This is a genomic window from Mycetocola sp. TRD_SC_2 (assembly GCF_055361225.1).
This window is the reverse complement of the sequence record NZ_CM143954.1, coordinates 224,810-251,206: the sequence shown is the minus strand read 5'-3', so window position 1 is coordinate 251,206 and position 26,397 is coordinate 224,810. Positions and strand designations below refer to the sequence as shown.

32 protein-coding genes are annotated in these 26,397 nt (G+C 64.7%); 17 read left to right on the top strand and 15 right to left on the bottom strand.

Annotation, left to right across the window (positions count from 1 at the left end):
* The first annotated feature begins 192 nt into the window (after positions 1–192).
* Positions 193–903, top strand: coding sequence for a winged helix-turn-helix domain-containing protein (locus ACWA1Q_RS01320; RefSeq protein ID WP_463758884.1), 711 nt, complete (start codon positions 193–195; stop codon positions 901–903).
* A gap of 9 nt (positions 904–912) precedes the next feature.
* Here the strand turns inward: ACWA1Q_RS01320 and ACWA1Q_RS01315 are convergent, their stop codons facing one another.
* A complete protein-coding gene (locus tag ACWA1Q_RS01315; RefSeq protein WP_463758882.1) occupies positions 913–3,462 on the bottom strand; it encodes an excinuclease ABC subunit UvrA in 2,550 nt (849 codons plus the stop codon).
* Between the two features lie 173 nt (positions 3,463–3,635).
* Between ACWA1Q_RS01315 and ACWA1Q_RS01310 the strand changes: the two genes are divergently transcribed.
* The gene (locus tag ACWA1Q_RS01310; RefSeq protein ID WP_463758881.1) at positions 3,636–4,481 is read left to right on the top strand and encodes an SMP-30/gluconolactonase/LRE family protein; all 846 of its coding nucleotides are present in this window, start codon (positions 3,636–3,638) and stop codon (positions 4,479–4,481) included.
* A 22-nt stretch (positions 4,482–4,503) separates the two neighbouring features.
* Here ACWA1Q_RS01310 and ACWA1Q_RS01305 read toward each other — a convergent pair whose 3' ends face one another.
* Entirely contained in the window at positions 4,504–5,211 is a 708-nt protein-coding gene (locus ACWA1Q_RS01305; protein ID WP_463758879.1) for a TetR/AcrR family transcriptional regulator, read from the bottom strand.
* Positions 5,212–5,368: 157 nt separating this feature from the next.
* On the opposite strand from ACWA1Q_RS01305, the gene ACWA1Q_RS01300 reads away from it, so the two are divergent.
* Together ACWA1Q_RS01300 and ACWA1Q_RS01295 are read left to right on the top strand one after the other, a co-directional pair.
* On the top strand, positions 5,369–5,914 hold the full coding sequence (locus tag ACWA1Q_RS01300; RefSeq protein ID WP_463758877.1) for a DUF4386 domain-containing protein: 546 nt from the start codon (positions 5,369–5,371) through the stop codon (positions 5,912–5,914).
* Positions 5,915–5,958: 44 nt separating this feature from the next.
* Positions 5,959–6,894 (top strand): NAD(P)-dependent alcohol dehydrogenase, encoded by a 936-nt coding sequence (locus ACWA1Q_RS01295; protein ID WP_463758875.1) that lies wholly within the window; start codon positions 5,959–5,961, stop codon positions 6,892–6,894.
* A gap of 195 nt (positions 6,895–7,089) precedes the next feature.
* Here ACWA1Q_RS01295 and ACWA1Q_RS01290 read toward each other — a convergent pair whose 3' ends face one another.
* Positions 7,090–7,572: a hypothetical protein gene (locus ACWA1Q_RS01290; RefSeq protein WP_463758873.1), complete on the bottom strand. Its 483-nt coding sequence runs from the start codon at positions 7,570–7,572 to the stop codon at positions 7,090–7,092.
* Positions 7,573–8,118: 546 nt separating this feature from the next.
* Here ACWA1Q_RS01290 and ACWA1Q_RS01285 point away from each other — a divergent pair.
* A complete protein-coding gene (locus ACWA1Q_RS01285) occupies positions 8,119–8,568 on the top strand; it encodes a hypothetical protein (protein WP_463758871.1) in 450 nt (149 codons plus the stop codon).
* A gap of 56 nt (positions 8,569–8,624) precedes the next feature.
* On the opposite strand, the gene ACWA1Q_RS01280 is transcribed toward ACWA1Q_RS01285, so the two are convergent.
* Positions 8,625–8,978, bottom strand: coding sequence for a hypothetical protein (locus tag ACWA1Q_RS01280; RefSeq protein WP_463758870.1), 354 nt, complete (start codon positions 8,976–8,978; stop codon positions 8,625–8,627).
* 110 nt (positions 8,979–9,088) lie between these two features.
* Between ACWA1Q_RS01280 and ACWA1Q_RS01275 the strand changes: the two genes are divergently transcribed.
* Together ACWA1Q_RS01275 and ACWA1Q_RS01270 are read left to right on the top strand one after the other, a co-directional pair.
* Positions 9,089–9,679: a GNAT family N-acetyltransferase gene (locus ACWA1Q_RS01275; RefSeq protein WP_463758868.1), complete on the top strand. Its 591-nt coding sequence runs from the start codon at positions 9,089–9,091 to the stop codon at positions 9,677–9,679.
* Between the two features lie 294 nt (positions 9,680–9,973).
* Positions 9,974–10,411, top strand: coding sequence for a hypothetical protein (locus ACWA1Q_RS01270; RefSeq protein WP_463758867.1), 438 nt, complete (start codon positions 9,974–9,976; stop codon positions 10,409–10,411).
* A gap of 217 nt (positions 10,412–10,628) precedes the next feature.
* On the opposite strand, the gene ACWA1Q_RS01265 is transcribed toward ACWA1Q_RS01270, so the two are convergent.
* Positions 10,629–11,546, bottom strand: a complete 918-nt coding sequence (locus ACWA1Q_RS01265) for a DMT family transporter (RefSeq protein WP_463758865.1) — start codon at positions 11,544–11,546, stop codon at positions 10,629–10,631.
* Positions 11,547–11,590: 44 nt separating this feature from the next.
* On the opposite strand from ACWA1Q_RS01265, the gene ACWA1Q_RS01260 reads away from it, so the two are divergent.
* Positions 11,591–12,079 (top strand): MarR family winged helix-turn-helix transcriptional regulator, encoded by a 489-nt coding sequence (locus ACWA1Q_RS01260; protein WP_463758863.1) that lies wholly within the window; start codon positions 11,591–11,593, stop codon positions 12,077–12,079.
* Between the two features lie 48 nt (positions 12,080–12,127).
* On the opposite strand, the gene ACWA1Q_RS01255 is transcribed toward ACWA1Q_RS01260, so the two are convergent.
* The gene (locus ACWA1Q_RS01255; RefSeq protein WP_463760896.1) at positions 12,128–12,271 is read right to left on the bottom strand and encodes a GNAT family N-acetyltransferase; all 144 of its coding nucleotides are present in this window, start codon (positions 12,269–12,271) and stop codon (positions 12,128–12,130) included.
* Positions 12,272–12,374: 103 nt separating this feature from the next.
* Complete coding sequence (locus tag ACWA1Q_RS01250) at positions 12,375–13,205, bottom strand: tetratricopeptide repeat protein (protein WP_463758862.1); 831 nt, start codon at positions 13,203–13,205, stop codon at positions 12,375–12,377.
* 652 nt (positions 13,206–13,857) lie between these two features.
* On the opposite strand from ACWA1Q_RS01250, the gene ACWA1Q_RS01245 reads away from it, so the two are divergent.
* From ACWA1Q_RS01245 to ACWA1Q_RS01230, 4 genes are all read left to right on the top strand, one after another.
* On the top strand, positions 13,858–14,136 hold the full coding sequence (locus tag ACWA1Q_RS01245) for a hypothetical protein (protein WP_463758861.1): 279 nt from the start codon (positions 13,858–13,860) through the stop codon (positions 14,134–14,136).
* A gap of 23 nt (positions 14,137–14,159) precedes the next feature.
* Complete coding sequence (locus ACWA1Q_RS01240) at positions 14,160–14,612, top strand: MarR family winged helix-turn-helix transcriptional regulator (RefSeq protein ID WP_463758859.1); 453 nt, start codon at positions 14,160–14,162, stop codon at positions 14,610–14,612.
* A 64-nt stretch (positions 14,613–14,676) separates the two neighbouring features.
* Positions 14,677–16,191, top strand: coding sequence for an AlkA N-terminal domain-containing protein (locus ACWA1Q_RS01235; protein ID WP_463758858.1), 1,515 nt, complete (start codon positions 14,677–14,679; stop codon positions 16,189–16,191).
* Entirely contained in the window at positions 16,188–16,703 is a 516-nt protein-coding gene (locus ACWA1Q_RS01230; RefSeq protein WP_463758856.1) for a methylated-DNA--[protein]-cysteine S-methyltransferase, read from the top strand. The genes ACWA1Q_RS01235 and ACWA1Q_RS01230 overlap by 4 nt, the downstream gene beginning before the upstream one ends.
* 211 nt (positions 16,704–16,914) lie before the next feature.
* Here the strand turns inward: ACWA1Q_RS01230 and ACWA1Q_RS01225 are convergent, their stop codons facing one another.
* A complete protein-coding gene (locus ACWA1Q_RS01225; protein ID WP_463758855.1) occupies positions 16,915–18,009 on the bottom strand; it encodes a YihY/virulence factor BrkB family protein in 1,095 nt (364 codons plus the stop codon).
* Entirely contained in the window at positions 17,996–18,256 is a 261-nt protein-coding gene (locus ACWA1Q_RS01220; RefSeq protein ID WP_463758853.1) for a hypothetical protein, read from the bottom strand. Before ACWA1Q_RS01220 ends, ACWA1Q_RS01225 begins: the two co-directional genes overlap by 14 nt.
* 115 nt (positions 18,257–18,371) lie before the next feature.
* Between ACWA1Q_RS01220 and ACWA1Q_RS01215 the strand changes: the two genes are divergently transcribed.
* The gene (locus ACWA1Q_RS01215; protein WP_463758851.1) at positions 18,372–19,136 is read left to right on the top strand and encodes a glycosyltransferase family 2 protein; all 765 of its coding nucleotides are present in this window, start codon (positions 18,372–18,374) and stop codon (positions 19,134–19,136) included.
* On the opposite strand, the gene ACWA1Q_RS01210 is transcribed toward ACWA1Q_RS01215, so the two are convergent.
* Positions 19,118–19,735, bottom strand: a complete 618-nt coding sequence (locus tag ACWA1Q_RS01210; protein WP_463758849.1) for a flavodoxin family protein — start codon at positions 19,733–19,735, stop codon at positions 19,118–19,120. The genes ACWA1Q_RS01215 and ACWA1Q_RS01210 overlap by 19 nt on opposite strands.
* A 111-nt stretch (positions 19,736–19,846) precedes the next feature.
* Here ACWA1Q_RS01210 and ACWA1Q_RS01205 point away from each other — a divergent pair, with 111 nt between their 5' ends.
* Complete coding sequence (locus ACWA1Q_RS01205) at positions 19,847–20,047, top strand: hypothetical protein (protein ID WP_463758848.1); 201 nt, start codon at positions 19,847–19,849, stop codon at positions 20,045–20,047.
* A 119-nt stretch (positions 20,048–20,166) separates the two neighbouring features.
* The gene (locus ACWA1Q_RS01200) at positions 20,167–20,343 is read left to right on the top strand and encodes a CsbD family protein (protein ID WP_463758846.1); all 177 of its coding nucleotides are present in this window, start codon (positions 20,167–20,169) and stop codon (positions 20,341–20,343) included.
* Positions 20,344–20,350: 7 nt separating this feature from the next.
* Here ACWA1Q_RS01200 and ACWA1Q_RS01195 read toward each other — a convergent pair whose 3' ends face one another.
* Both ACWA1Q_RS01195 and ACWA1Q_RS01190 read right to left on the bottom strand, forming a co-directional pair.
* On the bottom strand, positions 20,351–21,271 hold the full coding sequence (locus ACWA1Q_RS01195; RefSeq protein WP_463758845.1) for a DUF1206 domain-containing protein: 921 nt from the start codon (positions 21,269–21,271) through the stop codon (positions 20,351–20,353).
* Positions 21,272–21,334: 63 nt separating this feature from the next.
* Positions 21,335–21,601 (bottom strand): hypothetical protein, encoded by a 267-nt coding sequence (locus ACWA1Q_RS01190; protein ID WP_463758843.1) that lies wholly within the window; start codon positions 21,599–21,601, stop codon positions 21,335–21,337.
* A 140-nt stretch (positions 21,602–21,741) separates the two neighbouring features.
* On the opposite strand from ACWA1Q_RS01190, the gene ACWA1Q_RS01185 reads away from it, so the two are divergent.
* Positions 21,742–22,401, top strand: a complete 660-nt coding sequence (locus ACWA1Q_RS01185; protein WP_463758842.1) for a histidine phosphatase family protein — start codon at positions 21,742–21,744, stop codon at positions 22,399–22,401.
* 3 nt (positions 22,402–22,404) lie between these two features.
* Here the strand turns inward: ACWA1Q_RS01185 and ACWA1Q_RS01180 are convergent, their stop codons facing one another.
* Both ACWA1Q_RS01180 and ACWA1Q_RS01175 read right to left on the bottom strand, forming a co-directional pair.
* Positions 22,405–23,382: an NAD-dependent epimerase/dehydratase family protein gene (locus ACWA1Q_RS01180; RefSeq protein ID WP_463758841.1), complete on the bottom strand. Its 978-nt coding sequence runs from the start codon at positions 23,380–23,382 to the stop codon at positions 22,405–22,407.
* A gap of 120 nt (positions 23,383–23,502) precedes the next feature.
* The gene (locus ACWA1Q_RS01175; RefSeq protein WP_463758840.1) at positions 23,503–24,690 is read right to left on the bottom strand and encodes a TerC family protein; all 1,188 of its coding nucleotides are present in this window, start codon (positions 24,688–24,690) and stop codon (positions 23,503–23,505) included.
* 179 nt (positions 24,691–24,869) lie between these two features.
* On the opposite strand from ACWA1Q_RS01175, the gene ACWA1Q_RS01170 reads away from it, so the two are divergent.
* Positions 24,870–25,649, top strand: coding sequence for an MBL fold metallo-hydrolase (locus ACWA1Q_RS01170; protein WP_463758838.1), 780 nt, complete (start codon positions 24,870–24,872; stop codon positions 25,647–25,649).
* A 34-nt stretch (positions 25,650–25,683) separates the two neighbouring features.
* Here the strand turns inward: ACWA1Q_RS01170 and ACWA1Q_RS01165 are convergent, their stop codons facing one another.
* Positions 25,684–26,376 carry a hypothetical protein gene (locus ACWA1Q_RS01165; protein ID WP_463758837.1) on the bottom strand — a complete coding sequence of 231 codons (693 nt, stop codon included), beginning with the start codon at positions 26,374–26,376 and terminating at the stop codon, positions 25,684–25,686.
* Positions 26,377–26,397: the final 21 nt, after the last annotated feature.

Sequence of the window (26,397 nt, the reverse complement as noted above, 5' to 3'; positions counted from 1 at the left end):
CTAACCGCGTAACCCGTCGCCCCGCGCCCGCCGACACACCTCGTCGCCGCTCGCGTCCCGGATGCCACACACCGCATTCGTACCCGGCCACGCACAGGCCACATTCCGAACCGCCGCCGACATACCGGCATCCGTCGTACCTTTCTGGCCGCGGTTCGACACACATGCATCATCGTCAAAGGAACTTTCGACATGTCACTCGCACACGCAACTTTCGCTCCCTCCGCCGCCCCCGCAACCGCGCCCACCGCAGCACCAGACCAGAGCTCAGGGCCTCGCCTCCGCGCCGTCCCGGCAGGCACCGAAGCCCGGGGCTTCGTGCTCTACGTCGGCATCGATGACGCCAAGGCCGCAGCGGCAGGCACCAACCTCGGCGCCATCGTCCAGGCGCTCAAGGCTCTGACCGCCGAGCTCGCCCCCGAATCAGAGACCTACGCCGCTGTGGCACTCGCCCCGGAGGGCGCAGGCGGTCGTGACGTCGACGTCGTGCGGCTCGCGCTTCAGGACCCGTCCGCCCTCGCCAAGCACCGCCAGGTCGAGGAAGACGAGGAACTCGACCGCGCACACGCCGGCGTCGTCATCGACATCTCGCGCAAGCGCCTCGTGCTCGACAACGAGCCCGTCGGCCTCACCTTCAAGGAGTTCGAGCTGCTGCAGTACCTCGTACTGCGTGAGGGCCGCACGATCGACCGCACCGAGCTCATCTCCTCACTGTGGAAGGCCGGCGACGAAGACGAGGTGCCGAACGAGCGCACCATCGACGTCCACGTCCGTCGCCTTCGCGCCAAGCTCGGACGCTACGAAGACATCGTGCGCACCGTTCGCGGTGTCGGCTACCGGTTCGACCGTCACGCCGACGTGTCGATCCGTCACTCCTCCACCCCTTCACCCGACCTCTTCTAGAGGCCGGTTTCAGTCCGCGAATTCGGCGAGCCGGGCGGCGAGATACGGCGCCGTCCGGCTTTCCGGATGCTCCGCCACCGTCGCGGGGATCCCTGCGGCGAGGATGCGCCCACCGGCGTCACCGCCTGACGGACCCATATCGATGATCCAGTCGGCAGCGGCTGCCACGTCCATGTCGTGCTCGACGAGGACCACCGTGTTGCCGGCGTCGACGAGCCGGTTCAGCTGTGTCATCAGCAGCCGGACGTCGGCGGGGTGCAGCCCCGTCGTCGGCTCATCGAGCAGATACAGGGTGTGACCGCGGCGAGCCCGCTGCAGTTCGGTGGCGAGCTTGATCCGCTGTGCCTCTCCGCCAGACAGTTCGGTCGCCGGCTGCCCGAGGCGCAGGTAGCCCAGTCCGACGTCGCCGAGCGTGGCGAGGCTGCGAGCAGCGGCAGGTACATCCGCGAGGAACCCGGCGGCGGTCTCCACCGTCATCGCGAGCACATCGGCGATCGTCTTGCCCCGATAGAGGATCTCCAGCGTCTCGGCGTTGTATCGCGCTCCGTCGCAGGTCGGGCATGCCGCGTAGCTGCCGGGCAGAAAGAGCAGTTCGACGGTGACGAAGCCCTCGCCCAGGCACGTGTCGCAGCGCCCGCCGGCCACGTTGAACGAGAACCGGCCGGCGTCGTAGCCGCGCGTGACGGCATCCGGTGTCGCCGCGAAGGTGGAACGGACCGCGTCGAACAGGCCCGTATAGGTGGCGAGATTGGAGCGGGGAGTGCGGCCGATCGGCCGCTGGTCGACGCGCACGAGGCGGTCGACGGTCTCGAGGCCAGCCACGTTGGCGACGATGGTCTCTTCGGTTTCCGCCGGCTCGGTTCCGTCGGCGTCGGTCTCGGGCTCAACGGGTGCGTGAGAACCGCGGTCGCGCAGCCCCTCCCGCACGGCGTCGGCGAGGACGCGGCTCACGAGCGTGGACTTGCCCGAGCCGGAGACGCCGGTCACGACGGTGAGCACACCGAGCGGAACCTCCACGTTGAGGTCGCGCAGATTGTGCCGGGTGACGCCCGTGAGTTCGAGGCAGCCCGCCGCCGCTCGCGGGACCGGACGCCCGGGCCGGATGTCAGGGTCGCGCTCGAGGAACGGCCGGGTGACGGATGCCTCCACGTCGGCGAGTCCGGCAACGGGGCCACTGTAGAGAACGGCCCCGCCACCGGAGCCTGCGCGCGGGCCGACGTCGACGAGCCAGTCGGCGTTGCGGACGACGTCCATGTTGTGTTCGACGACGAAGACGGTGTTGCCGGATGCTTTCAACTGTTCGAGGACGACGAGGAGAGGTTCGGCGTCGGCGGGATGGAGCCCGGCGGACGGTTCGTCGAGAACATAGACAACGCCGAACAGCCCTGAGCGCAATTGGGTGGCGATGCGGAGACGCTGCATTTCGCCCGGCGAGAGCGTCGGTGTCTTGCGGGCGAGGCTGAGGTAGCCGAGCCCGAGTCCGCTGAGCACGTCGATTCGGGCGAGGAGGTCTGCGGCGATGGTCACGGCGACTTCGGTCACCTCGCCCGATGATGCGGACGAGACGGCGGCGGTCGCTGTCGCCAGCTCGGCGGTGGGCCGGAGGATTTCTGCGAGGTCGGCCAGCGGCATCCCGTTGAGGTCGGCGATCGTGTGCCCGGCGAAGGTGACGGCGAGCGCCGCCTGGGTGTGGCCGCTGCCGCCGCACAGGTCACACGGCCCGGTGTCGACGAAGCGGAGTGCGCGCTTGCGCGCCATCTCACTCTTCGAGTCGGCGAGGGTGTGGAGGATGTAGCTCTTGGCGCTCCAGAACCGGCCCTTGTACGGCTTGGCGACACGGTCTCTCTGGGGTGTGACCTCGACGACGGGCTGTTCGTCGGTGGAGATGAGCCAGTCGCGCGAGGCCTTCGGGAGGTCGCGCCAGGGCGAGTCGATGTCGTGGCCGAGCTCGGCGACGACGTCGCGGAGGTTCTTGCCCTGCCATGCGCCTGGCCACGCGGTGATGGCGCCGTCGCGGATGCTCAGCGACGGGTCGTGCACGGCAGACGACTCGGTCACTGTGTGGGCGATGCCGAGGCCGTGGCAGCGGGGGCACGCTCCGATGGCGGTGTTCGACGAGAAGGAGTCGGACTCGAGCCTGGCGGCACCGGCCGGGTAGGTTCCCGCGCGGGAGAACAGCATCCGCATCGAATTCGACAGGGTCGTGAGCGTGCCGACGGTGGAGCGGGAGCTCGGGGCACCCCGGCGCTGCTGCAGGGCGACGGCCGGCGGCAGGCCGGTAATCGAGTCGACGTGCGGCGTGTTTCCCTGGGCGATAAGGCGGCGCGCGTACGGGGCGACGGATTCGAGGAACCGACGTTGTGCCTCCGCGAAGATCGTGCCGAACGCGAGCGAGGACTTGCCGGAGCCGGAGACACCGGTGAACGCGACGATGCTGCCGCGGGGCACGTCGACGTCGACATCCTGGAGGTTGTTCTCGCGAGCGCCGCGGACGCGGACGAAGCCGTCGTCAGGAGGGGTCGGGAGGGTAAGGGCGGGGTCTTGCAGCGAAATCGACATCGTCCCCACACTAAGTGGGGCACCTCGGACCCGCCGGGCATTGACAAGGGCGGGTGGTTCGCGAGTTGCCCGGTTTCGCGGGTTCTCGGGCGCTGGCACTCGTGAGACCGGGCAACTCGTGCACCGGTCGTTGTAGCATCGACGCTCCGGGCACGAACGATGAAAGGACGCACATGAGAGCGGAACAACTCACCGATCCGGTGGCCTATCACGCCGAAGGTCCCGTCTGGTCTGCCGCGTGGGGCGGCCTCCGGTGGGTCGACATGCTCGCCGGTGACATCCTCTCGCTGACGGATGCCGGTGGCGTCGTCCGCCGCCACGTCGGCACGACCGCCGCCGCATTGCGACCGCGTCGCGGAGGCGGCGCAGTAATCGCGCTCGAGCGCGGGTTCGCTCTTGAGAATCCCAATGGTTCGATTACTCCCCTGCACGAGATCTGGACCGATTCGAGCATCCGCATGAATGAGGGCGGATGCGACCCCGATGGCCGCTTCTACTGCGGATCGATGGCCTACGACCAGCGCGAGCGGGCAGCAACCGTGTACCGGCTTGACGCCGACCGAACTGTGCGTCCGGTGCTCGAGGGTGTCACGGTGTCGAACGGTATCGACTGGAGCCCGGACGGATCGCTCGCGTACTACAACGACACGGCGACTCACAGCATCCAGCTTTTTGATTACGACCGGGATGCCGGGCTCACCGGCCGACGCACCTTCGTCGCGATGGAGAACGACGAAAGCCCCGACGGCCTGAACATCGACGCCGATGGCGGGGTGTGGGTGGCGATGAACGGATCAGGGGAGGTCCGCCGTTACCGGCCCGACGGCCGCCTCGATGAGGTGATCGAGGTCGGCGCCCGCCAGGTGACGGCGTGCACACTCGGTGGGGCGAACCTCGACGAGTTGTTCATCACCACATCGAGGGAGAACCTCGAGCCGGGCGATGACCCCCTCGCCGGGTCGCTCTTCTCGGTGAAAGTGGGCGTGCGCGGGATGCCGGTGCGCGAGTTCGCGGGCTGAGTATCGGCCGCCGCGGTCACCTTCAGAGAGATGTCCAGCCCTGCAGCTGACGCTGCTCGAATCCGTCGAGGAGCAGGTCGAGCGCAAACTCGAACTCGAACTGGTCATCGCAGCCGCGCCCGACGACTGACCCTCCATCGTGTGGTGTCGCCGTGGCGACCGTGACGATATTCGGGTAGTACTCCATCATGTGCGCGAACATGGCGGCCTGCTCCTCCGGGCTGGGCTGCTTCGGTTCGGACTTCGAATCGGGGGCCTGATCGAATAGCTCCTGGGTGAACCCCCACATCCGGCCGCCGAGCACATGCATGACGTGGTGGGCCAGGTCTGCAGTGAAACCGCCGGAAAGGAAGATCCCGGCGATGGAGTCTTGATACTCCAGGACGGCGGGAGTCGGGCTCGTGCGCGATTCGATTGCCTGCCGCGCCCACGGGTGGCGCTGGAGCGCGCTCCTGGCCGACAGCACTCGTTGCCGGATCGTGCTTTTCCAGTCGGCCTCGGTCGCCGGCGGATCGATTTCCCGGATGATCGTTTCAACCATCCCGTCGACGAGACCCTCTTTGTCTGCGACGTGTTTGTAGAGCGCCATCGGAACGACGTCGAGCTCCTGAGCAAGTCGGCGCATGCTCAGCGCGTCGATGCCGATCTCGTCGGCGAGCGCGACCGCTGTCTCCAGCACGCGACCGCGGTTCAACCGCGCCCGACCGGATGCCTCCTTTTGCGGCGTCATCTCTCTGCTCCCGAACGAACGCCCGCAGGCTCTTGACAAGTGTACAAAGTACACCCTACCGTTTGACGCAAGGTGTACGCCGTACACCTCACCCGCTTGGGACTTCATCGCGGGAACCGCACCGAACACCGGGATCGTTCTCGGTGGCATCCTCGAAGTGATCGTCGCCCTCGCCTGTATCGGCACCGCCGTCGCCCTCTATCCCGTCGTCAAACGACAAAACGAGGGACTCGCTCTCGCCTTCGTTGCCATGCGCATTCTCGAAGCGGCCGCCATCTTTGCCGGGGTGGTCGCCCTCATGTCGGTCGTCTCGCTCCAGCAGGCGGGCGTCGGAGACGACGGGATCATCACCGGCAAGGCCCTGCTCGCTCAACACACCTGGACCACGCTTCTGGGGCAGGGAACGATCCCCGCGATCAATGCACTCCTTCTCGGCCCACTGATGTTCCGATCCGGGCTCCTGCCGCGAATCTTGCCCATCTTTGGCTTCATCGGCGCCCCGCTCCTCATCATCGGCGTCATCGGGGTCCTCCTCGGCCTGTGGGGACCGACATCCCCGATCTCCGGGGTCGCCGCACTCTGCCTGACCATCTGGGAGTTCGGCATGGGCATCTACCTCCTCACCCGGGGCTTCAGAACCGACGCCCTCGCGAGGCTTGCGGCACGGGACCCGCGCGCATCGGGCGCTGGGGTGACGCGATGAGAGCGGCCGTGTATCGCCGCTTCGGCGGCCCCGATGTTATCCGCGTGGAGGAAATCCCACGGCCAGCTGTGCGGCGCGATGAACTGCTCGTTCGGGTGATGGCCAGCACCGTCAGCGCAGCTGACCACCGGTCCCGCACCAAAGACGTGCCGCGCGGACTGAAACTGCTGAGTTCGCTCACTCTCGGATTCTTCACGCCGCGGCACCGCATCCTGGGAATGGACATCTCCGGGGTCGTTGCGGCGGTCGGGGCGGATGTCACGGAGTTTCGTCCCGGCGACGAGATCATCGCCATGCTCGGTTCGAGCTTCGGCGGCCACGGTGAGTACGTCGCTGTTCACCACGACGCACCGATCGCCAGGAAGCCGGCCGCACTGTCGTTCGAGGAAGCAGCCGCCCTGGTGTTCGGCGGAGTCACCGCAGCGGCTTTTCTCTCCGAGGTGACGTGGGGCACGACACCATCGGTCCTCGTCATCGGCGGGTCCGGTGCTGTCGGAACCGCCGCGGTACAACTCGCCCACGGCTCAGGAGCTCGGATCACGGCGATGTGCAGCGCCGGCAACGCGGATCTCGTGCGTGACCTCGGTGCCGAGCGCGCCCTCGACTACACCGAGACGGACATCACACAGGAACCGGCCACCTATGACGTGATCGTCGACTGCGTCGGAAACCGATCGTTTGAGCAACTGGAACGACTGATCCGACCGGGCGGAACCCTCCTCGCGATTGTGGCCGACCTGCCGAGTATCGTCACCGCGGGCAGGAGAACGCGCCGAACCGGTAAGCGCATCGTTACCAGCGCGGCATTCACGAAGGACCACCTCGCCGCCGTCGCAGACCTGGCGACCACGGGGACGTTGCGGCCCGTAATCGACCGAACTTTCGGTTTGGGCGACATCGCTGAGGCCCATCGCTATGTCGACACCGGCAGAAAGCGGGGCAGCGTCGTCGTCAGCATTGTCGACCGCCAAGCTAGATGAGACTCAGCCACCATTCGTGGGGAACCGTCATCGGTCATGGATGGTGCCTGCCCCTTGAATTGGGTTCACACGTCTCCGGACGGATGTCGTTTGCACTGGTAGGAATGGGGAAACCACTCGCGTGGATATCGGCGATGACGCCGGTGACCACCAGCGACGTACAGCCGAGAACGAACGACGGGGCATCAGGTGAACTCATTCGAAAGCTGGGTCGAGCACTTCCAAAGCAATGAAGAGCGCCACCGCGCGCAGGAAGCCCTCATCCCGTGGCAGGTACCGACGACCGTAACCAGACACACCCGGCAAGCCTTCATACGCTCGTTTCAACGATTTGAACTGGGCGAGGGAGGGGATGGTGCCCAGATTCTCGCCATGGCAACCGCAGCCGGCGATCCCACCTACGCCACCGCACTCGGACAGCTCGTGCGAGAGGAACAGAAACACTCGGCCCTGTTTCGGCGCGGACTGGAGCACCTGAACGCTCCGACGCTCAAATCCCATTGGTCCGACGTGGCGTTCCGCCAGCTTCGCCACCTGCTTGGGTTGCGCACAGAAATCGGCTTGTTCCTCATCGCCGAGAGCATAGCGATGGGGTACTTCATCGCTATCGCGGAGCATGCGCCCGATCCCGTTCTGCGTGGCATCGGGCAACGCATCGCCGACGACGAGCGTAATCACATCCGCTTCCAAATCGATCGGCTACGCGTGGGCTTCCGCGCCACCCCTGCGCCCGTGCGCATGCTAGTGGGGCTCGGCTGGGGCGTTGTCGCGGCAGGAGCGGTAACGGTACTCGTCATCGACCACGGAGCGGCCCTGCGATCATGCGGAATCGAGCCTCTCCGATATTGGGGGCGAGCGATGCGGAACTTCAGAGTGGCCGCACGTTCGGTACTCACGAGGCCTGATGCCACACTTCTTGGCCCTCAACACGAACCCTTATCCGGAACCCTCAACGGGGACGCTAGTATGACCGCCCGCCGGCAGAGCGTGCACAACACTTAGGATGCTGCCAAAGCATCCTTCCCTGAGATAAAACTCTCATCCGAGAACTCGAGACGCGAAATGAATCTGCGATACCTGAATCGGCGAAAGGCCGTGCCGCTACTACTTCTCGCTGTCGCCATCATCGGCCCTGTTGTGTTCCGCTTGACGAGACCGTCTGACGAAAATCTGAGGGTCTGGACGTGGTTCATCCTCCCGTGCCTGGCAATCATCCTCCCTGCAATGCGGGTACTTCTGAGGAAGGAAAAAACGAAGTCACGGCGACTCTGGCAGGTGATGATGCAGCACCAGTCCGAAGACTTGAAGTCCATGTTCTTTCTCTATCCAGAGACTCGCGCCGCTCTTGAACGGTTGGGCTGGAAGTCGACGATCAAGATGTTTCCGACACAACCCGTCCTCGGGGTAGTCTTCGGGACTGATCTGACGGTCTGGGAGCCTGGTCAAGCTAAGCCGACGCTCCGAATCCCCTTCTCCCAGATAGAAAGTATTGAACTCACGCACTTGAACATCGACATTTGGGCCTATCCGTCAGTATGCCTGAAGATGCCGAATCTCGGCTTGCGTCGAAGCGAGCTCGTCCTGAATCTGGTGGAGGCGGACGGTAAGACTCTCAGCGAAGGGGCCCGAACGCGCTTCGTCGAAGAACTCAGCTCGAAGCTATTGCGCGCCTAACGGGGAAAGGGAACGACGCTCCCCTCCGCGTTGAGTAACTCCAGATGAGATCAGGGCTATCCGAGAAGGTCGAGCCGCTGGAGCAGCATGTCGCCGGCGGCCGCAATAATCGAAACGGCATAAAAGGTCACGACCGCGCCTATCGCTGCAAACCTGATGATCTCGGTCCGTCGAGCGCGAGAAATTATCCGCGATGCAAGCAGTCCGGCGACCGTGACGATCGCGATCGTTTGACCTGCAACAGTTGCGAAAGCCATCCGCACGTACGCGGCAGCGTCAGGTGCACTGTAGCTATTAGCCAAAAGTGCCAGCAACCCGGGAATCACGAGGACGCCCGCTACCAGGAGGAGCGACGCTTCCCACTGGCGCAAGAGAGTGGTGTCGGCGCGGCGCGTCTCTACGTTGGTCATGCGCTCAAGCTATCGGCTGGCTCGTGGTTTGTCTCCAGCACATCCGGGTCACCACGCGGCATTTCGTTGAGCCTCGCGACTCTTAGACCTCGGGGCAGGTGTCCTCCGGTATGGAACCTCCACCGGGCATGAGAGCGAAGACATGGAGCAACCTCAGGGTGCAGCAGCGGCCATGGGAAACTGGAACGGTGATCACAACGCTAACTCTCCCCATCTCCCTAGCGGCCAATTCGGGAACGTTCGCTCTTCGCCGCGCAGCCGAGAATGACCTCAGCGCGCTCGTGAACCTGCTGTCCGACGACCCGATCAGCGCCACAAGAGGCGACAGAGCTGACGAGTCCGACACCGGGGTTTACCGTGCCGCCCTCAGGGAACTGATCGGAGATCACTCCAACGAAGTCCTGGTAGTCGTGGGCGAAACCGATGAGCCGTTGGCCACAATGCAACTCACCCGCATCCCGGGCATGGCCCGGAGGGGCTCCACCCGACTGCTAATCGAGGCCGTGCGCGTGGGCAGTAGTCACAGGGCTAGTGGCATCGGATCAGCCATGATGCGCTGGGTCACCGAGACGGCAGCTCCAGCAATTGGCGCATCGCTTGTGCAGCTCACTTCTGATGACGCACGGAGGGATGCACACCGCTTCTACGAGCGGCTGGGGTTCGTCGGATCGCACCGCGGGTTCAAATTCCGAGTGGAATGACCCAAATCTAGAGGCTGAGTTAAAAACGAGACTCTCATCGGGAACCGTCAGCGGACCTCATCCAGGGTATCGACTCGTGTCGGCTCCTTCGCGGAAGTCCAGTTCCATTGCGCCAGCGTCGAGGGTCGCTGCGGCGACTTTGCATTGAGTCAACCCGAACTGCTCCGATAACGCTCCCGGCAACTTGGGGACCGGATCGCCACCCAGCCCACTAGGTTGAAACCAACACCCGAATGATCCGATCTCGTGCGCAACTGAGCTAGGCTCCACCGCCATAGGCAGGAAGAGTAGGCGATGTCGAAACGCTCAATCGTAATCACGACCACGACAACCACGCTGGCTGCTGGCGCCATTGCAGCCGGCCTCTGGGTCACAGGCGGCGACCCGCTTCGTGGGATTCAGGAGCTCGTCGCGCCACGATCGACTATGACGGTGGAAGACGTGTTCAACGGCTTCGAAGGGCAACCGGGCCTTCCTGTCACTAGTCCCCACGACATCACGGCCCAGGCATGCGCCGGCGAGGTCAGATGTTCCCAAGCCGTCCGAGCGGACCAAATCACTGTCTACCAGTTCGAGGACCGGGACGATGCCGAAGCGCTCACAGCCGCTCTCGGTGACAACGGATACCAATCGGACTGGATCGTCCTCGAATACCAAGGCGCGAAGTACGACACCGACTCAGCGCAGAGTAGCTACGCCACAGTGGTCGACGGGATGTGGACAAGCGAGTAGGGCTTTAGCCGGGGATGATTCGACCCAGCAGACGACGTCACGCTACGACGATGAGCGGATAGGACGAGGCACTCGCCGATGGTCAGTCGCTTCACTCGTCGGATCGTCTCACGTCCTCGATGGTCGCATAAACAGCCCGTATGCCGGACGCCCATCGAGGCACGAACGTCCAACGGTTACCGCGCGCGCTGTCTCTCTCACGGTGCAGGTATAACCGTCACAAGCTGGCCTCGTACCGGCGGACTCCACTGTGAATGTTGGTGTCCCCACGGCGCGGCTTCGCTGTTTTGGAGACGGTGGCAGCTGTGATCGAACCGAGGACGATGAAAATTCCAGCGAACTGTAGAGGGGTGAGTACTTCTCCGGCGATCATCCAACCGAGGAGTATTGCCACGACTGGACTGAGCAGGCCGAGGAAAGCTGGGGTGCTCGCGGGAAGGCGTGCGATGCCGCGAAACCACAGGACATAGGCGAACGCGGTTCCGACCGCAGATAGATAGCCGTAGCCCATGATGTTCTGTGTTGTCAGCGGGGCGGTAGGGAGACCCTCGAAGACCAGCAGGATGACCAGCAGGGTGAGCCCTCCCGCGACAAGCTGCCATGCTGTTGTGGTCAGCGGGGGTGCCGGCTGTCCCCACTTTTTGGCGAGCACGATCCCGGATGCCATAGATAAAGTGCCGGCGATTGCTGCCACGATGCCGACAGTGTCGAGGCGCGCTTGCGCCTGAAGGACGATGAGACACACGCCGAACGCACCGGTCGCGCCGGCCGCCGTCACACGCCAGGTCAGCCTTTCGCGGAAAATCAGGGCCGCCAGAATAATGACGACGAGAGGCTGAAGCCCGCCGACGACGGCAGCAACACCGCCTGGGAGCCGGTAGGCGGCGATGAAGAGCAGTGCAAAGAACGCGCCAATGTTGAGAACGCCGAGCACCCAGGACTTCCACCACCAATCGCCGCGCGGCAGTCGGCGGCACAGCAGCAGCAGAAGAAGCCCGGCAGGAAGCGCGCGCAACGTTGCTGCGAGCAACGGCCGATCCTCCGGCAAATACACCGTGGTCGTCAGATATGTGGTTCCCCATAGGGCGGGGGCCACCGCCGTCGTCACGAGAAGGAGGAATCGATTGCTAAGCACTTAACCATAATACCTAAGCGCTTAGCAATTGCTAGTCTGGATGCATGGCAGACCATGTGGATCGAATCCTTGAGCAGTGGCATTCCGAGAAACCCGATCTTGATGTCTCGCCGATGGCGGTCATTGGTCGGTTGACCCGAGCTGCGGCTGCCGTTGAATCGCGCCTGGCCAGCACATTCGCTCGGCATGCTCTGGACTCCGCATCTTTCGATGTGCTCGCCACACTGCTGCGAAGTGGTGTCCCCTATCGGATCGCCCCGGTAGAGCTAGCGCGTGACGCCATGATTTCGACGAGCGCGGTCGCTCAGCGGCTGAATAAGCTCGAAACGCGCGGGTTAGTCAGGCGGGAGGCAAACCCGAATGACGGCCGGGGCACGCTGGTCTCGCTCACCGATTCTGGACGAGAACTTATCGAGGCGGCGTTGCCCGACCACCTCGAAACCGAGCATGCGGTCATCGCGGCGCTTAGCGTCGAGGAGCGAGCGAACCTCGCAGAGCTGCTTCAACGAATTCAAGAAGCGGCTAGCGCATGACACGCGGCGGCGCTTTCACGACTTCCGCAAGCCAGAGACTGAGTGGAGTCAGAGCTGCTTACGCATCTTGACGGTCGTTGTTTCATATCCAACTGACTCGTACAGTCCTCGCGCGGCCGGGTTGTGGCCGAACACGCTCAGGCCTAGCGTCCGTGCGCCTGCCTCTCGGGCATGGTGCTCAGCGAGCCGCATCGCCGCTCGCCCGTAGCCCTTGCCGCGGTACTCAGGCTGGCGACGGTCAAGCGAACCCGGGCGGCACAGACGACAAGCGGAACGCTCTACGGGAGCGCTGGCATCATTCCTCAACGTCGACAAGATATTCGAGTGCGAGTTCATCGCCACCGTCAGCGGCCAACCATAGGTATCGCTCTGCTTCATCGTCTCGGTCTTGCTCCGATAAAAGAACGTACATATTCCACGACGCCTGAACCTGGCCGCGGTCGCTGGCTTGGCGCAACACAGCCTCAGCACGTTCGACGTCACTGATGCTCTCTAGATAATTTGCGTAGGGGATGGCGCTGTCCCCATCTCCCGCTGCGATGGATGCTTCGAAGCGAAGCACGGCCTCGGCCATCTCACCGCGCTCAAGCAGAAGACAACCCAGATCGGTTCTGGCGTCCTCCCAAACGCTCTCCGCCCGCCGTAATAGAGGTTCTGCTTCGGTGACGTTTCCTTCGTGGTATTCCCAGTGACCAAGCATCCCGGCCGCCGAGTCACCCAACTCGGACGGGTCTTCCATGACGATCCGAGCGAGGCGCTTTGCTTCCTCCGTCTCACCGATGGAATAGAGGTATTGCGCATACACCGCCACGGCCTTCACGCTCCCTGCCATCACCAGTTCCAGATACAACGGGAGGAGCCGCTTGGTTTGGCCGTCCTCCTCCAGAAACATGAGCAGGTTTTCCCCACTCTCGATCTCTCCGGCGGTCCAACCCCTTTCGAAAGCTCGGAGTGCGTCATCCCACTGTCCAAGGGCAGCATGGCTGTTGCCAAGGTTCAGGCAGAACGACTCGTCGCCCAAGTCCACTGCTTGGGCAAACAGTTCGATAGCGGTTGCGTGTTCGCCGCGCTCCGCAGCGTCGTTTCCGTCAGCTATCAGCTGGTCGATGAGTTCATCGTCACTCATTCGAAATCCCGCCCCCATACCGATCACCGATGCAGCTATTGCTAGATGAACCTTGGCACAGTTCGCGCTTCCCGATGCGCACCGAATGTTGGCAGGATCCGGAGCAGAGGGATAGCGCTCGAGTCCGTAAGCCGGACCTACTGCGGCATTGTCCGCCGTTGTGACACATATCCCTCCAACACTGAAGCGATATCCGTAAGGGCCGCCCGAAATGCATTCCCGCTAGGTACTCTCTTGCGCACAGTGTGGCGGGCTAGAGTGCGGCACCCTGACGCCACGACGCTTCGGGTGGATTACGCGCCTGAGCCTCGCAGCCCGAGACGCGTCTGACGGCCGGTGCGCTCACCGAGCTTCGATTGTTTGCGATCAGTCTCATCTTGCTTGGCACAAGTCTCAACTAGCTTGGCGGTCGACAGCAGAACCAAGAATTTGCTGCCGCGCAGAACCAATTTCAAAAATAACGTTTCGATAACTAGACGCCGTTACCTTTCCGTTATATATTCAGAGAGCGTTAGTTGTTTTGCTGTGGCAGCTACCGCGGAATGTGATTGCAGGACACTCTTGGTGCAAGGGGAAGGCCGGTCGTAAGCCTCTACGACCGGCCTTCAATCCGTTAACCGGGGCTCCGTCGTCTGCCCGATAGCCTGAAAACATGAGCGACAACAACACGGATGCCACTCCACAGGCACGCGGCTCAGCCCGGCGGATGAGGCTGGTGGCTCTCGCGTGCTTCGCCGTCGGCCTGCTCATCGTTCTTGGCGGGATGCTCCTCGGCCTGCGCTGGGTGCTCGTCAGCGACGTCGTCGCCCTCCTCGTCGGTCTCCTGCTCCTGCTGCTCGGCGTCGCCGCGACGGTGACCGGGATCGTGCTCTTTTATCGCGGCACCGCCTCGACGACACGCAACTCCGGAAAGACACGCGGCACCCTCTAGGCTTGGTCGTCAGGAGGACGTGAATGACCGATCGCGAACTGGCGGTAGCCGCCTGGGAATCGCTGTTCCGCGCACAGGTCGGTGTCATCCGCGTCCTGGCCTCCGAGTTCCCGACCCGAACGATGTCGCTCAACGAGTACGACGTGCTGTTCAACCTGTCGCTCCAGCCGAACCACCGGGCGAGGCTGCGCGACATCAACCAGCTCGTGCTGCTGAGCCAGCCCAGCGTCAGCCGCCTCATCGACCGCCTCGTCGCCCGCGGTCTCGTGTCGAAGCATCCGGATCCCACCGACAAGCGTGGCACGATCGTCGCGATTACGGATGCCGGCTTCGCGCAGTACCGCGACGCGGCCCGCATGCACATGGATACGATCACCGACCTCATGGGCTCGGCGCTCACCGACGATGAACTCAAGCAGCTCACGAAACTGACGGCGAAGATCCGTCGCTCGAGCCCGGACCCCGACGCCGACTGATCCTCCGCACGGTCGTGTCCGTTTTCCGCTAGCCGCGTGGCATCCGCTGTGTCAGGCTGACGGTATGGACTTCACCGAGCGGTATCGCGTCATCCAGGCGAAGGACTCCCGTTTCGACGGGCAGTTCATCACCGCGGTGCGCTCGACCGGAATCTACTGCCGGCCGTCGTGCCCGGCACGAACGCCGAAGCCCGAGAACGTCACCTTCTACTCGACGAGCGCCGCCGCGCACGAGGCCGGCTATCGTGCCTGCAAACGCTGCCTGCCCGAAGCAGTACCCGGCACTCCGGCGTGGAACCTCCGTAACGACCTCGCCTCGCGTGCCATGCGGCTCATCGGCGACGGTGTGATCGAGCGCGAGGGTGTGCCAGGGCTGGCCGGACGGCTCGGCTACTCATCACGGCACCTCACTCGCGTGCTGCACGAAGAACTCGGCGCCGGCCCGCTCGCACTCTCCCGTGCGCACCGGGCCCAGACTGCCCGCACCCTGCTCACGTCGACCGACCTGCCGATCGCCGACATAGCGTTCGCTGCCGGGTTCGCCAGTATCCGCCAGTTCAACGACACGGTGGCGGAGGTGTTCGAGCTCACACCGGGGCAGATCCGTGCGAAACGGTTACGTTCCACGACGGCACCCGGATCGTTGTCGCTGTCCCTCCCGTATCGGGAGCCGTTCGACGCTGCCGGCGTGTTCGCCTGGCTGCTCCCCCGGGCCGTGGCCGGCGTGGAGGTGGCGACCGCCGATTCCTATGCCCGCACCCTTCAGCTTCCCGGCGGTCCGGCGCGGTTCGAGGTCCGCCTCGACGGCCGCGCCCTCCGCCTGGACGCCCAGCTCACCCAGCTCGGGGATCTGCCCGTGCTCGCGTCGCGCGTGCGGCGATTGTTCGACCTTGACGCCGATCCTGTCGCTGTCGACACGGCCCTTCGGGAGCATCCCGAGCTGGCGTCGCGAGTCGACGCGATTCCGGGCATCCGCCTGCCCGGTGCTGTCGATGCCGAGGAGATGCTGTTCCGGGCGATCGTGGGGCAGCAGATCACCGTGGCCGCCGCGCGGACCCAGCTGAACCGGCTCGCCGCCGCCTGCAGCACCGACCTCGAGCCGACGACTGGTGCCCCCGGGCTCACCCGGTTGTTCCCGACTGCGGCCCAGATCGTGAAGCACGGCCGGGATGCGCTCGTCGGCCCCCGGGCAAAGATCGAAACGGTGATGCGGATCGCTGACGCCCTTGCTTCCGGCGAGCTTCGCCTCGACCTCGGCGATGACCCGACCGACCAGCACCGGCGGCTCACCGCGTTCGCCGGGATCGGCGACTGGACGGCGGGCTACGTCGGGATGCGTGTGCTCGGCAATCCGGACGTGTTCCTCTCCGGTGACGTCGCCGTGCGTTCCGGCGCCCGCGCGCTCGGGCTGCCCGGTACCGCAAAGCCGCTCACCGACTGGGCGGCGCGGCTGTCACCGTGGCGCTCGTACCTGTGCCTCCACCTCTGGCGATCCGCCGGCCTCCCGGCAGCACCCGTCATGCCCGCACCCGCGACCGGCGTTCCCGGCGCCCCTATTCCCGAGGAGACCCTCGCATGACCACTATCGAACCAGCTCTCTCACACACGCTGTCGACACCCGATGGCTCGTTCAGCATCATCGCGCGCGCGGACGGGGCCGTTCTCGCTTCCGGCTGGACAGCATCCCTCGACGCACTGCTCGCCCGCATTGCGCCCGCGCTGCGGCCGACGGACGTGCATGAGGGCCACATCCCGGCAGCGGATGCCGTCACCGCATACTACGACGGAGACGTCGCCGCCATCGACGCGGTCCCCGTTGCGCAAATCGGAGGCGAGTTCCGGATGCGGGGCTGGACCGAGTTGCGGCGAATCGCGCCCGGTCATCCGCGCAGCTACACCGAGTTCGCGGCGGCGATCGGCCGGCCCACCGCCATACGTGCTGCGGCGAGCGTGTGCGCGACCAACGCGCCGGCGCTGTTCGTGCCGTGCCACCGGGTGCTGCGCACCGACGGCACCCTCGGTGGTTTCGCGTGGGGCGTCGACGTCAAGCGCTCGCTGCTGGCCCGGGAGGCCGCCGCCGCTACACGCTGAACGGATGCCGCGAAACGGATGCTGCGCCGCGGCATCCGTCGCCCGTCACGTTGCTCGGTCACTTTCGGCTGGTGCGCCTCGTTGCTCGGTCACTTTTGGCTGGAGCGTCTCGTTGCTCGGTCAGCTTTGGCTGAACTTCTCGCCGCACTCTCGCCAAAAACGACCGAGCAGGACCCGAACGACCATTTGCGACCGAGCAGCAAACGCCGCGTCAGCCTTCCTGACGCAACTGCTTCGCTTCGAGCACCGCCTTTGCTTCGGCCTCGATCGCGGCGTCGATCATGACCGTCGAGCGCAGCGGCAACTGCACGGCGTATTCGGCCTTGATGCCGGCACGCAGTTCGCGCACCCGCTCGATCTCGGCGTCGACCTCGCCGCCGTAGAGGAGCGCCATGTTGCTGAGGTACAACCACAACAGGAACACGATGACGCCACCGAGCGTGCCGTACGTCGCGTCGTAGCTGCCGAAGTTCGACACGTAGAAGAAGAAGCCGAGGGTCGCGGCGGCCCACACCACGAGTGCTGTCGCCGATCCGACCGTGAGCCACCGGAACTTGTGCTGCTTCACGTTGGGGGTGAAGTAGTACAGCATCGCGATGATGAGCATCGCGAGGAGCGCAAGGACCGGCCACTTGGCAATGTTCCAGACGAGGAGCGTCGTGTCTCCGAGCCCGATCAGACTGCCGACAGCTTCGGCGATGTCTCCGCTGAGCACGAGGATGAGCGCCATGAGGGTGAGCGTCACGAGGGCAACGACGGTGATGAGCAGGATCACCGGCTGGAACTTGAGCAAGGGACGACCTTCGAGAACCCCGTAGATGCGGTTCATGCCGCGTGAGAACGCGCGGACGAAGCCAGCGGCAGACCAGATTGCACCGAGCAGGCCGACGACGAAACCGAGGCCGGCGGCGGGAGTGGCGGTGAGCGCCTCGATCGGCCCCCGAAGCGTCTCGGCCGTGTCCTCCGGTGCAATCGACGAGAACAGGGCGAGCAACTGTTCGGTGACGTTGGAGTCCTGGTTGACGAGAGACAGCAGCGAGACGATCGCGAGCAGTGCGGGAAACAGTGCGAGCACGGCGAAGTAGGTCAGGCCTGCAGCGACGTCGACGACCTGGTCCTTGGTGAACTCGCGCAGGGCACGCCGGTACACGGGCAGCAGATCCTTGAACCGCAGCTTCGGCGGCGTCCGAATCTCGGCGTCCGACGGTGCATCCTCGGCGAGTTCCCGGACAGATGGTGCCGATGCGATGACGGTGTCGCGGTCGTCTTTCTCGTCGCGCTCGGTTTCGCCCTCAGCGCTCGTCATGAGCGCCTTCCCCGCTGTGGTCGCCCGTCGTGATGGCGATCACGGCGGCGATGACGATGGCGACGAATCCGGCGACGACACCGATGACCATGCCGAGCGAGACCCGCCGGCGAATCTCACTCACCGTGGAGGCAAGATCCTCGCGGATCTCCTCGAGATTCAGGTTACGGACCTGTTCACCCATCGTCTCGCTCCGGTCGTCACGGTTCGTGGGGAGCGTCATTGCGACGCCATTCTCATCAGCCATGCCCTTCACCATAATCGCCCCGCTCGACATGGAGGTAGGGCTTGCCCTCGCATCACACCAATGCCAGCGCCGCAACCCGTGTTTGAGCGGCGCGAAGACCTCCTATCCTGATTTCGTGGCCAGTATCTCCGTCGTCATCCCCGTCTATAACGACGCCGATCTGCTTCGGGTGTGCCTCGAGGCACTCGAACAACAGACACGTGTGGCCGACGAGATCGTCGTGGTCGACAACGCCAGTACGGATGACACGGCGCAGGTCGCGCGTGCGGCTGGCGCGCGCGTGGTGTTCGAGCCCGTGCGCGGCATCCCCGCAGCGACGAGCGCCGGTTTCGACGCGGCGACCGGCGATATCTTCGCCCGGCTGGACGCCGACTCCATTCCCGCCGACGACTGGCTGGAACGGATCGAGGCGACCTTCGAGGCCCGACCGGAGGCATCCGCTGTCACCGGAACCGCCGATTTCTATGGCGGGAACTCCCTCTCGCGCTGGTTCGGCGGCTCGTGTTACCTGCCCGCTTACTTCAGCGCGATGGGGATACTGCTCGGCCACCCGCCTCTGTTCGGCTCCAATTTCGCGATGCGCGCGAACGCCTGGCCGGCCCTGCGGGACTCTGCCCACCGCGACCGGGCCGATGTGCACGACGACCTCGATCTGAGCTTCCAGTTCCGGCCGGACATGACGGTGCTCTACGACAAGGCACTGCGGGTCTCGATCTCTGCCCGGCCGTTCGCGAACCTCAGAGCGTTCGCGCGCCGGGTTCGCCTGGGCGTCGTCACTGTCGCCGTCAACGTGATGCAGGAATCACCGGTCGAACGCCGGAGACAGCGGGCGCTCCCCAGCCGCCAGACGAGCGACAGACCTCAACCGGGCTTCGGGTAGTGCGCTGACCGCAGCAATCCGGCCAGGTGGACGGCGTTCGCTGCTGCGGCTGCCAGAGCGGATGCCGTGACCTCCGGCGTGCTGTCGAGGTCCTGGTAATCGGTCGTGTGCATGGCCTCACCGTTCCAGTACGAAACTCCCTGCGCCGGGATCGTGAAACCGTAGTCGTTGAGCGCCTGAAAGAGGTCGGCGCTGATCTTGTGTGCTCCATCTTCGTTTCCGACGACCGCAACGAGTGCGACCTTGTCGTACAGAATCGGCCGGCCGGCGGCATCCGTCTCGGAGAGTTCAGCGTCGAGTCGCTCGACGACGCGAGACGCGACGCTCGACATGTGCCCCGCCCACGTGGGTGTGCTGACGAGCAGAATGTCAGCGGCGAGGACTCGCTCACGGATCGACGGCCACTCATCGCCCTCACCCATGTCAGTCTGCACGCCGGGCTTCACGTCGTGATCCACGACCCGGATCTTGCTCGTCGAGACCCCGTGGCCCGCGAGAGCGTCGAGGAACTGGTCAGCGAGGAGGTCGCTGCTCGACCGCTCCGGTGACGGGGTCAGAGTACAGACGAGGGCGAGTGCGGTCAGAGATGAGGAATCCATCGGGCCAGTGAAGCGAGGATGACGGACCTCAGTCAAGGCCTTGCGGCGGGCCTCGCTTGACCGGTCGATCGATGCACCGGCAGACTGGGCCATCGACCAAAGGAGACAGACATGGGCGACATCCCCAACCGCGCGAACGACACCGACGACGACGCACTGCTCGGCCCCGGCAGCACGGCCACAGGGGGCGGCACGTCACAGGATGCCGCCGACGACGGCGACGAGGCTGAACCGCGGATGCCTCCCCTCGATCCGGGCGGAAGTGTTCCGACCCAGCTCGCTGATGAGAGAACCCAGCACGAAGATGTGTAAGGTCCCGGCGCCGTCAATCCCCTGTCAAGGGCCTTGAGCGGCGAAGCGCGTTCTGCCTACTCTGGTGTTGTTCGGCCGCGGATTTCCGCGGGTCGCCAACACAGAAAGCGAGGGACCTTATGGGACTCGGAGACAAGATCGGCAACGCCGCAGAAGACGCCAAGGGCAAGGCCAAGGAAGGCTTCGGTGACGCCACCGACAACGAAAAACTTCAGGCTGAAGGCCAAGGCGACCAGACAAAAGCCAACCTCAAGCAGGCTGGCGAGAACGTGAAGGACGCCGTCACCGACAAGTGACGTCACTTCACCCGTGGCCCGGCTCCGCTGCCTTTGCGGAGACCGGGCCATTTCTCTGCCCGCTCTCCTTCTCCTCGCGCTTTTCCTTCCACGTCGTCACGACCATCGGGCCCTGGCGCAGGAAGCGCGCCCTGGCGAAAAGGTAGAAGCCATAGATGATGAATCCGCTCGCCATCACAATGAGCAGCGCCGTACCGAACGGTAGTGAACCGACCAGACGAAGCGCACCGTCGAGGCCAGTGGCCTGGTCTGAATCAGTGAATGCGGCCGATGACAGGAACAGAAGTCCGGTGATGACCAGGGCGATCCCCTTCGCCACGTGCCCGACGATGCCGAGTGCGCCGACGACCAACGACCGGCCGCCGTCCATCGGCTCCATCTCCTCACGGAAGTTCCGTGACACCCCGCGGAAGACGAGGGTCCCCCCGACGATCCCGACTCCCAGGCCGACGGCCGCGAGCGCGAAGACACCGCCGGGCGTCCCGAGTAATGTCGCGCTGAGCTTCTGCCAGGTCTCGGAGGCATCCGACCGGCCCCCGAGCGCGTAAAACCCCACGACGACAGCGATGGCGGCGAAGCCGACGGCTTTCGCGACGTTGGTCATTCTCCTCATGACGATGAGCCGCGGAGTGGTCGATTCGACCTGAGCGGCCTCGGTCCACTGGAGCAGCGCGAGCCCGAACAGGGCGATCGTCGCCGCCCACAGGAGGAAAACGCCGCCGGGAATATCCGAAACGGTCGTGAGGGCGCCGGACTGATCCGCGTTTCCGGCGCTGCCCCACGCGACGCTGATGCCGATCACACCGATGAGAATGTGGATCACGCCATTTGCGACCAAACCAGCGCGGGCGAATCCGCGGACCCGCGGATCACGGTTCGCCTTGCGCGCCGCGGCCTTCACCTCGTCGCGCTTTGATTGGTCGGTCACTGCTACATCCTAGGAACGATCGGACGTGACCACGCGCGACCGCAGCCGCCCGCGACGTTCCCACTACTGGTAGGTGCGGGCGATCACCCACTCGTTATCCACCCGGACGGCATCGACAACCACCGATTCGCCGTTCTCATCGGTTGCCTGAAACCTCCAGCCGATGCGCGCGAGCGGAGAGTGAGTCATCAACGGATGCGAGAACTCCGGTTCACCGTAAAGCGCCGTCGGGGTGTCGGTCACTCGCCACCGGCGGTCGCGCCAGTACATCCGCTGCGGCAGGGTGCCGTCTGTCCAGATCGTCGCCGATCGATCCGTCACTGTGTTCATGATGCCTTCTTCGTAGATATGTTCGAATGTTAACGAAGCATAGACCGAAGCTCGCGACACGCCAAGAAGGAATCTCTCCCCGAGGCCGGAAGCGCGCCTTCTCCGCGGTTCATCAGGTCTCCTGCGTAGGCTGGAGACCTATGCGACTCCTTCTCATTCGTCACGGCCAGACTCCCGCCAACGTGCTCGGGCAGCTCGACACAGCTCACCCCGGTCCAGGACTCACAGACCTCGGTCTCCGCCAGGCGGCTGCCGTGCCGGACGCACTCGGGCACGAGAGGATCGACGGACTCTTCGTCTCCACTCTCCTGCGCACTCAACTCACCGCCGAGCCCCTCGCCGCTGCCAGGGGCCTCGAACCGCTCATCACCGACGGGCTCCACGAGATCGAGGCGAGTGACCTCGAGGGTCGATCGACTTACGCCGACCACATGCGGTACATGGACGTCGTGCTCTCCTGGGCCGCGGGCGACCTGGAACGCCCCATGCCGGGTGGTCCGAACGGCCACGACTTCTTCGGCCGCTTCGACAGCGCGATCAACGACATCGGCAACGAACACGACGGCACCGTCGCGGTCGTCAGCCACGGAGCGGCGATCCGGGTCTGGGCAGCGGCGCGCTCGACCAACATCGACGCCGAGTATGCCGCCACTCACGATCTCGCCAACACGGGTGTCGTCGTGGTGACCGGCAGCATGGCCGAGGGCTGGGTCGTCGAGGAATGGGATCGCGCACCCATCGGTGGCGCGGAGCTCGAGGACGTCTCCGCAGACGACCCGACCGGCGAAGCTGTGGTCTGAGGCTCAGGCCTCGAGGGCCCTTCCGCCGGTATTCACGCGCCCTTCGGCGATCAACCACCTCAGCCCGTCAGCGATAGCGTCGCCCGACGAGAACCGTGGCGAGTAGCCCAGGTCAGCAACGGCCGCGACGATGCTCATCGACGGGCTGCGACTCACGTGGTCGCGAGTGGCATCCGCGTGCTCGGACGACAGACCGGCGAGCATCTCCTCGAACGGCAGATAGCGGAGGCGTGCCTCCTGCCCGAACCACCCTGCGGCCGTTTCGGCGATGCCGCGAAGGGTCATCGCCCGATCCGACACCACGTGATAGCTGTTCCCCGCTGCGATCCTCGGCCGCTCGATCGCGCGCTGGAAGCACTGGGCAACATCGTCGGCGTGCACGTGGTGAACGGTCTCGAGACCGAGGTTCGGAAGCACCAGTTCGCCGCCAGAGGCGAGCGTCTCCCACACGCTCAGATCGAAGTTCCCCGCTGCGTTCACCATCGGCCAGCCCGGTCCGGTGATGTGGCCGGGGTGGAGCACCGTCGCCGGCAACCCGCCCCCTCGGGATTCAGCGAGGAGCAGGCCCTCGATCGCGGCCTTGCCGACGCCGTACTCGCCGAAGGGCCGTCGGGCATCCATCTCCGTCGTCGGAACGGCGACGCCGGCGCCGTGAACCCAGATCGTTCCGCAGCTGACGAGCAGTTCCACCCGACCGCGGATCGCTTCGACGAGCTGCCGGGCCGAGTCCTCCGTGAAACACATCATGTCGACGACGATGTCGGCCCCGAGATCAGCGATGGCCGGCGCGAACGATCCGTCCGCGTCACCCGCGTCGCGGTCGAGCGTGACCCGCGTGACCTGCTGCCACGCGGCATCCGTTCGATACGGATCCCGGATGCCACGACTCACGGCGACGACGTCATGCCCGGCCCCCACGAGGCGTGGAATGAGGTAACTGCCGACGTGGCCGGTGGCTCCAATAACGACGATGCGAGACATGGGTCCTCCCGGGAACGATGGATGCTCGTCAGGTAACTGTAGGGAACTCCGGCTCGAGAGACGCAAGGGTTGCGGCGAATTGCCGGGAGCCTTTCCAGGAGGACCGGCATCGCCTTCAGATCAGCGGCTGAGCGACTCGTCGTGCTCGCGGTGCGCCTGCTTGAGGAGCGCCATCAGCTTTTCCTCGTCGTGAGCAAGCTTGAGGTACTTCGGTGGGAGGGCGCGGATCGCACTCTCCTCCTCGAGGAGTCTCGAGAAGACCCGGTTCCGCTCGGCGGCGTCCGTCGTGTACTCGAGGTTGATGTAGTCGGTCGCGTGGCGGCGTGCTCCGGAGATGGCGGACTGCGCCTTACCCTTGGGGCTCACGAGAGACGCGATGACGGTGACGATGAGCACACCGAGGATGACGGTGAGCGACAACCCGGTGCTGATCTCGACGACCGGGACGTGCTGGCCGCCGTTGATGAATGGGACGGTGTTCTCGTGCAGCGCGTGCAGGACGAGCTTGACACCGATGAAGGCGAGGATCGCCGCGAGTCCGTAGGAGAGGTAGACGAGGCGGTCGAGCAGACCATCGATGAGGAAGTAGAGCTGACGCAACCCGAGGAGCGAGAACGCTGTCGCGGTGAAGACGATGAAAACGTTCTGGGTGAGACCGAAGATCGCAGGGATCGAGTCGAGCGCGAACAGAATGTCGGTTCCACCGATCGCGACCATGACGAGCAGCATCGGCGTGAGAACCTTGCGGCCGTTCTCCACGGTGAGGAGCTTGTCGCCGTCGTAGTGCGCTGACGTGGGCAGCACCCTTCGGGCGATCCGGATGATGAAGTTGTCGGCGGCATCCTCTTCGTCGCTCTTGGGCTTGAGCAGGTTTCCTGCGGTGAGCAGCAGGATGAGCCCGAAGAAGTAGAAGATCCACGCGAACGAGTTGATGAGCGCTGCACCGAGGAAGATGAATCCAGTGCGGGCGATCAACGCGAAGACGATACCGAAGAGCAGAACCTTCTGCTGGTCCTCGCGAGGGACCTTGAACGACGCGATGATGATGAGGAAGACGAACAGGTTGTCGACCGACAGAGCCTTCTCGGTCACGTACCCGGCGAAGTATTCACCGCCCGAGTCACCGCCACCGAAGATCAGTACGCCGAAGCCGAACAGGATGGCGATTCCCACGTAGAGCGACGACCAGATCGCAGCTTCCCTGAGCGTCGGGACGTGAGCCTTGCGCACGTGGAAGATGAAGTCGAAGGCGAGAAGCCCGAGGATGAAAACGATCGTCAGACCCCAGACGAGCGGCGATACTTCCATCGAAAAATCCTCTTCTTCCCGGCCCCTCGGCCAGCCTCATTTTGGGTACACGTCAGCGTACTTTATAGAACGAGCTGAATTCTGAGCATTGCGCCCGGAAAGACCGCGGCGGCAAGCCCCTTGTCGGAGCGATCAGGTCCTGCCTACGGTGATCGTCCGACGATAGTGGAGGACGCGACATGACATCCAGAAATTCGAGGTCCGGGCGCGGGGCGACCCTGACCCGGAACGTTGCTCCCGGCATCCACCGCCTCGAGCATGCCTACGTGAATTGTTATCTGGTCGAGGAGGCCGGTGCGGTGACTCTCGTCGATGCCGCGTTCCCCTCGACGTGGCGGCACCTCCTCTCGGCGCTGTCCGAGATCGGGCGGTCACTGACGGATGTCTCGGCTCTCGTGCTCACGCACGCCCACTTCGACCACGTTGGTTTCGCCGTGCGGGCGGTGCAGGAACTTCAGGTGCCGGTATGGGTTCACCCCGGCGATCGCCGACTCGCGGCACACCCGTACCGCTACCAGCGCGAGCGCACTCCGTTCCTGTATCCGCTCAAGTACCCGAAGTCGATCGGTGTCATTTCGGCCATGGCGGCGGCGGGCGCCCTCACCGTGAAGGGCGTCAGCGACGTGCGCGAGTTGCCGTCATCAGGCGTACTCGACGTTCCGGGGCATCCGACAATCGTGTTCTCACCCGGTCACACGAACGGGCATTGCGCGTTGCACTTCCCGGATCGGGATGCCCTCATCACCGGTGACGCGCTCGTGACGCTTGACCCGTACAAGGGCGCGCGTGGCGCGCAGATCATTGCCGGAGCCGCGACTGCGAACTCCCCACAGGCGTTGGATTCGCTGACGGCCCTCGCTGAGACCGACGCGACGATCGTGCTGCCGGGCCACGGAGAACCGTGGCTGGACGGGATCCGTTCAGCAGTGCAGGCGGCGCAAGCCACCGGCGCCGCCTGACCTGACGACCTATCCAGCCAGAGGCCGCCGCAGCTCAGGGCCAGAGGGTCGAGTACACCGGCTGGGTCGAGTCTTCCATCGAACCGATGGTGCTGGCCCGCCAGGTTGTGACGACGAGGCCGTCGCGGAAGTACAGCTCCTCAGACACCACCCAACCCTCGGAGTCATCGGCGTTCGGGCCGTTGGAAATGGCGCACACCGTGATCTGCTCGCGGTTTTCACAGCTGAAACCGTCCTCGACCGCAGCAGAAACCAGGGCATCCTTCTGGACCGAGGTCGTACTGTTCACCGCGGTCGACATGCCACCCTCGGTGGGAACGCCCCACCGGCATTCGATCCCCGGCAACGACTCCCTCGCGGCCTCGACAGCGTCGAAGCGGGAGATGCCGACATCGTCGAGCGAGGGGTCATTGAGTTCGACGTCGGCCCACGTCTTCAGGAACTCGGCACTGTAGATGGAGAGGCAGTCGGACGGCAGAGGAGCACCCGGCTCCTCGGTCGGTGTCGGGGTGGCGCTCGGAGCGGGCGCCGGGCTTTGTGTCCCGGTTGCGGACGGCGTGGGCGTGGCCGATGGCGTCGGTTCGGATGCCGCGGGAGGCGACGGCTGGTTGGTGAGCGCAACAGCGAGACCGGTCCCGAGCGCCAGAACGGCGATCACGGCGGCAACGATGAGGATCATCGTTCGTCTGGTCATCTTCTTCGCTGGCGTCGCGGTTTCGTCGGTCATTCGCATCCTTCGTTCACTCGA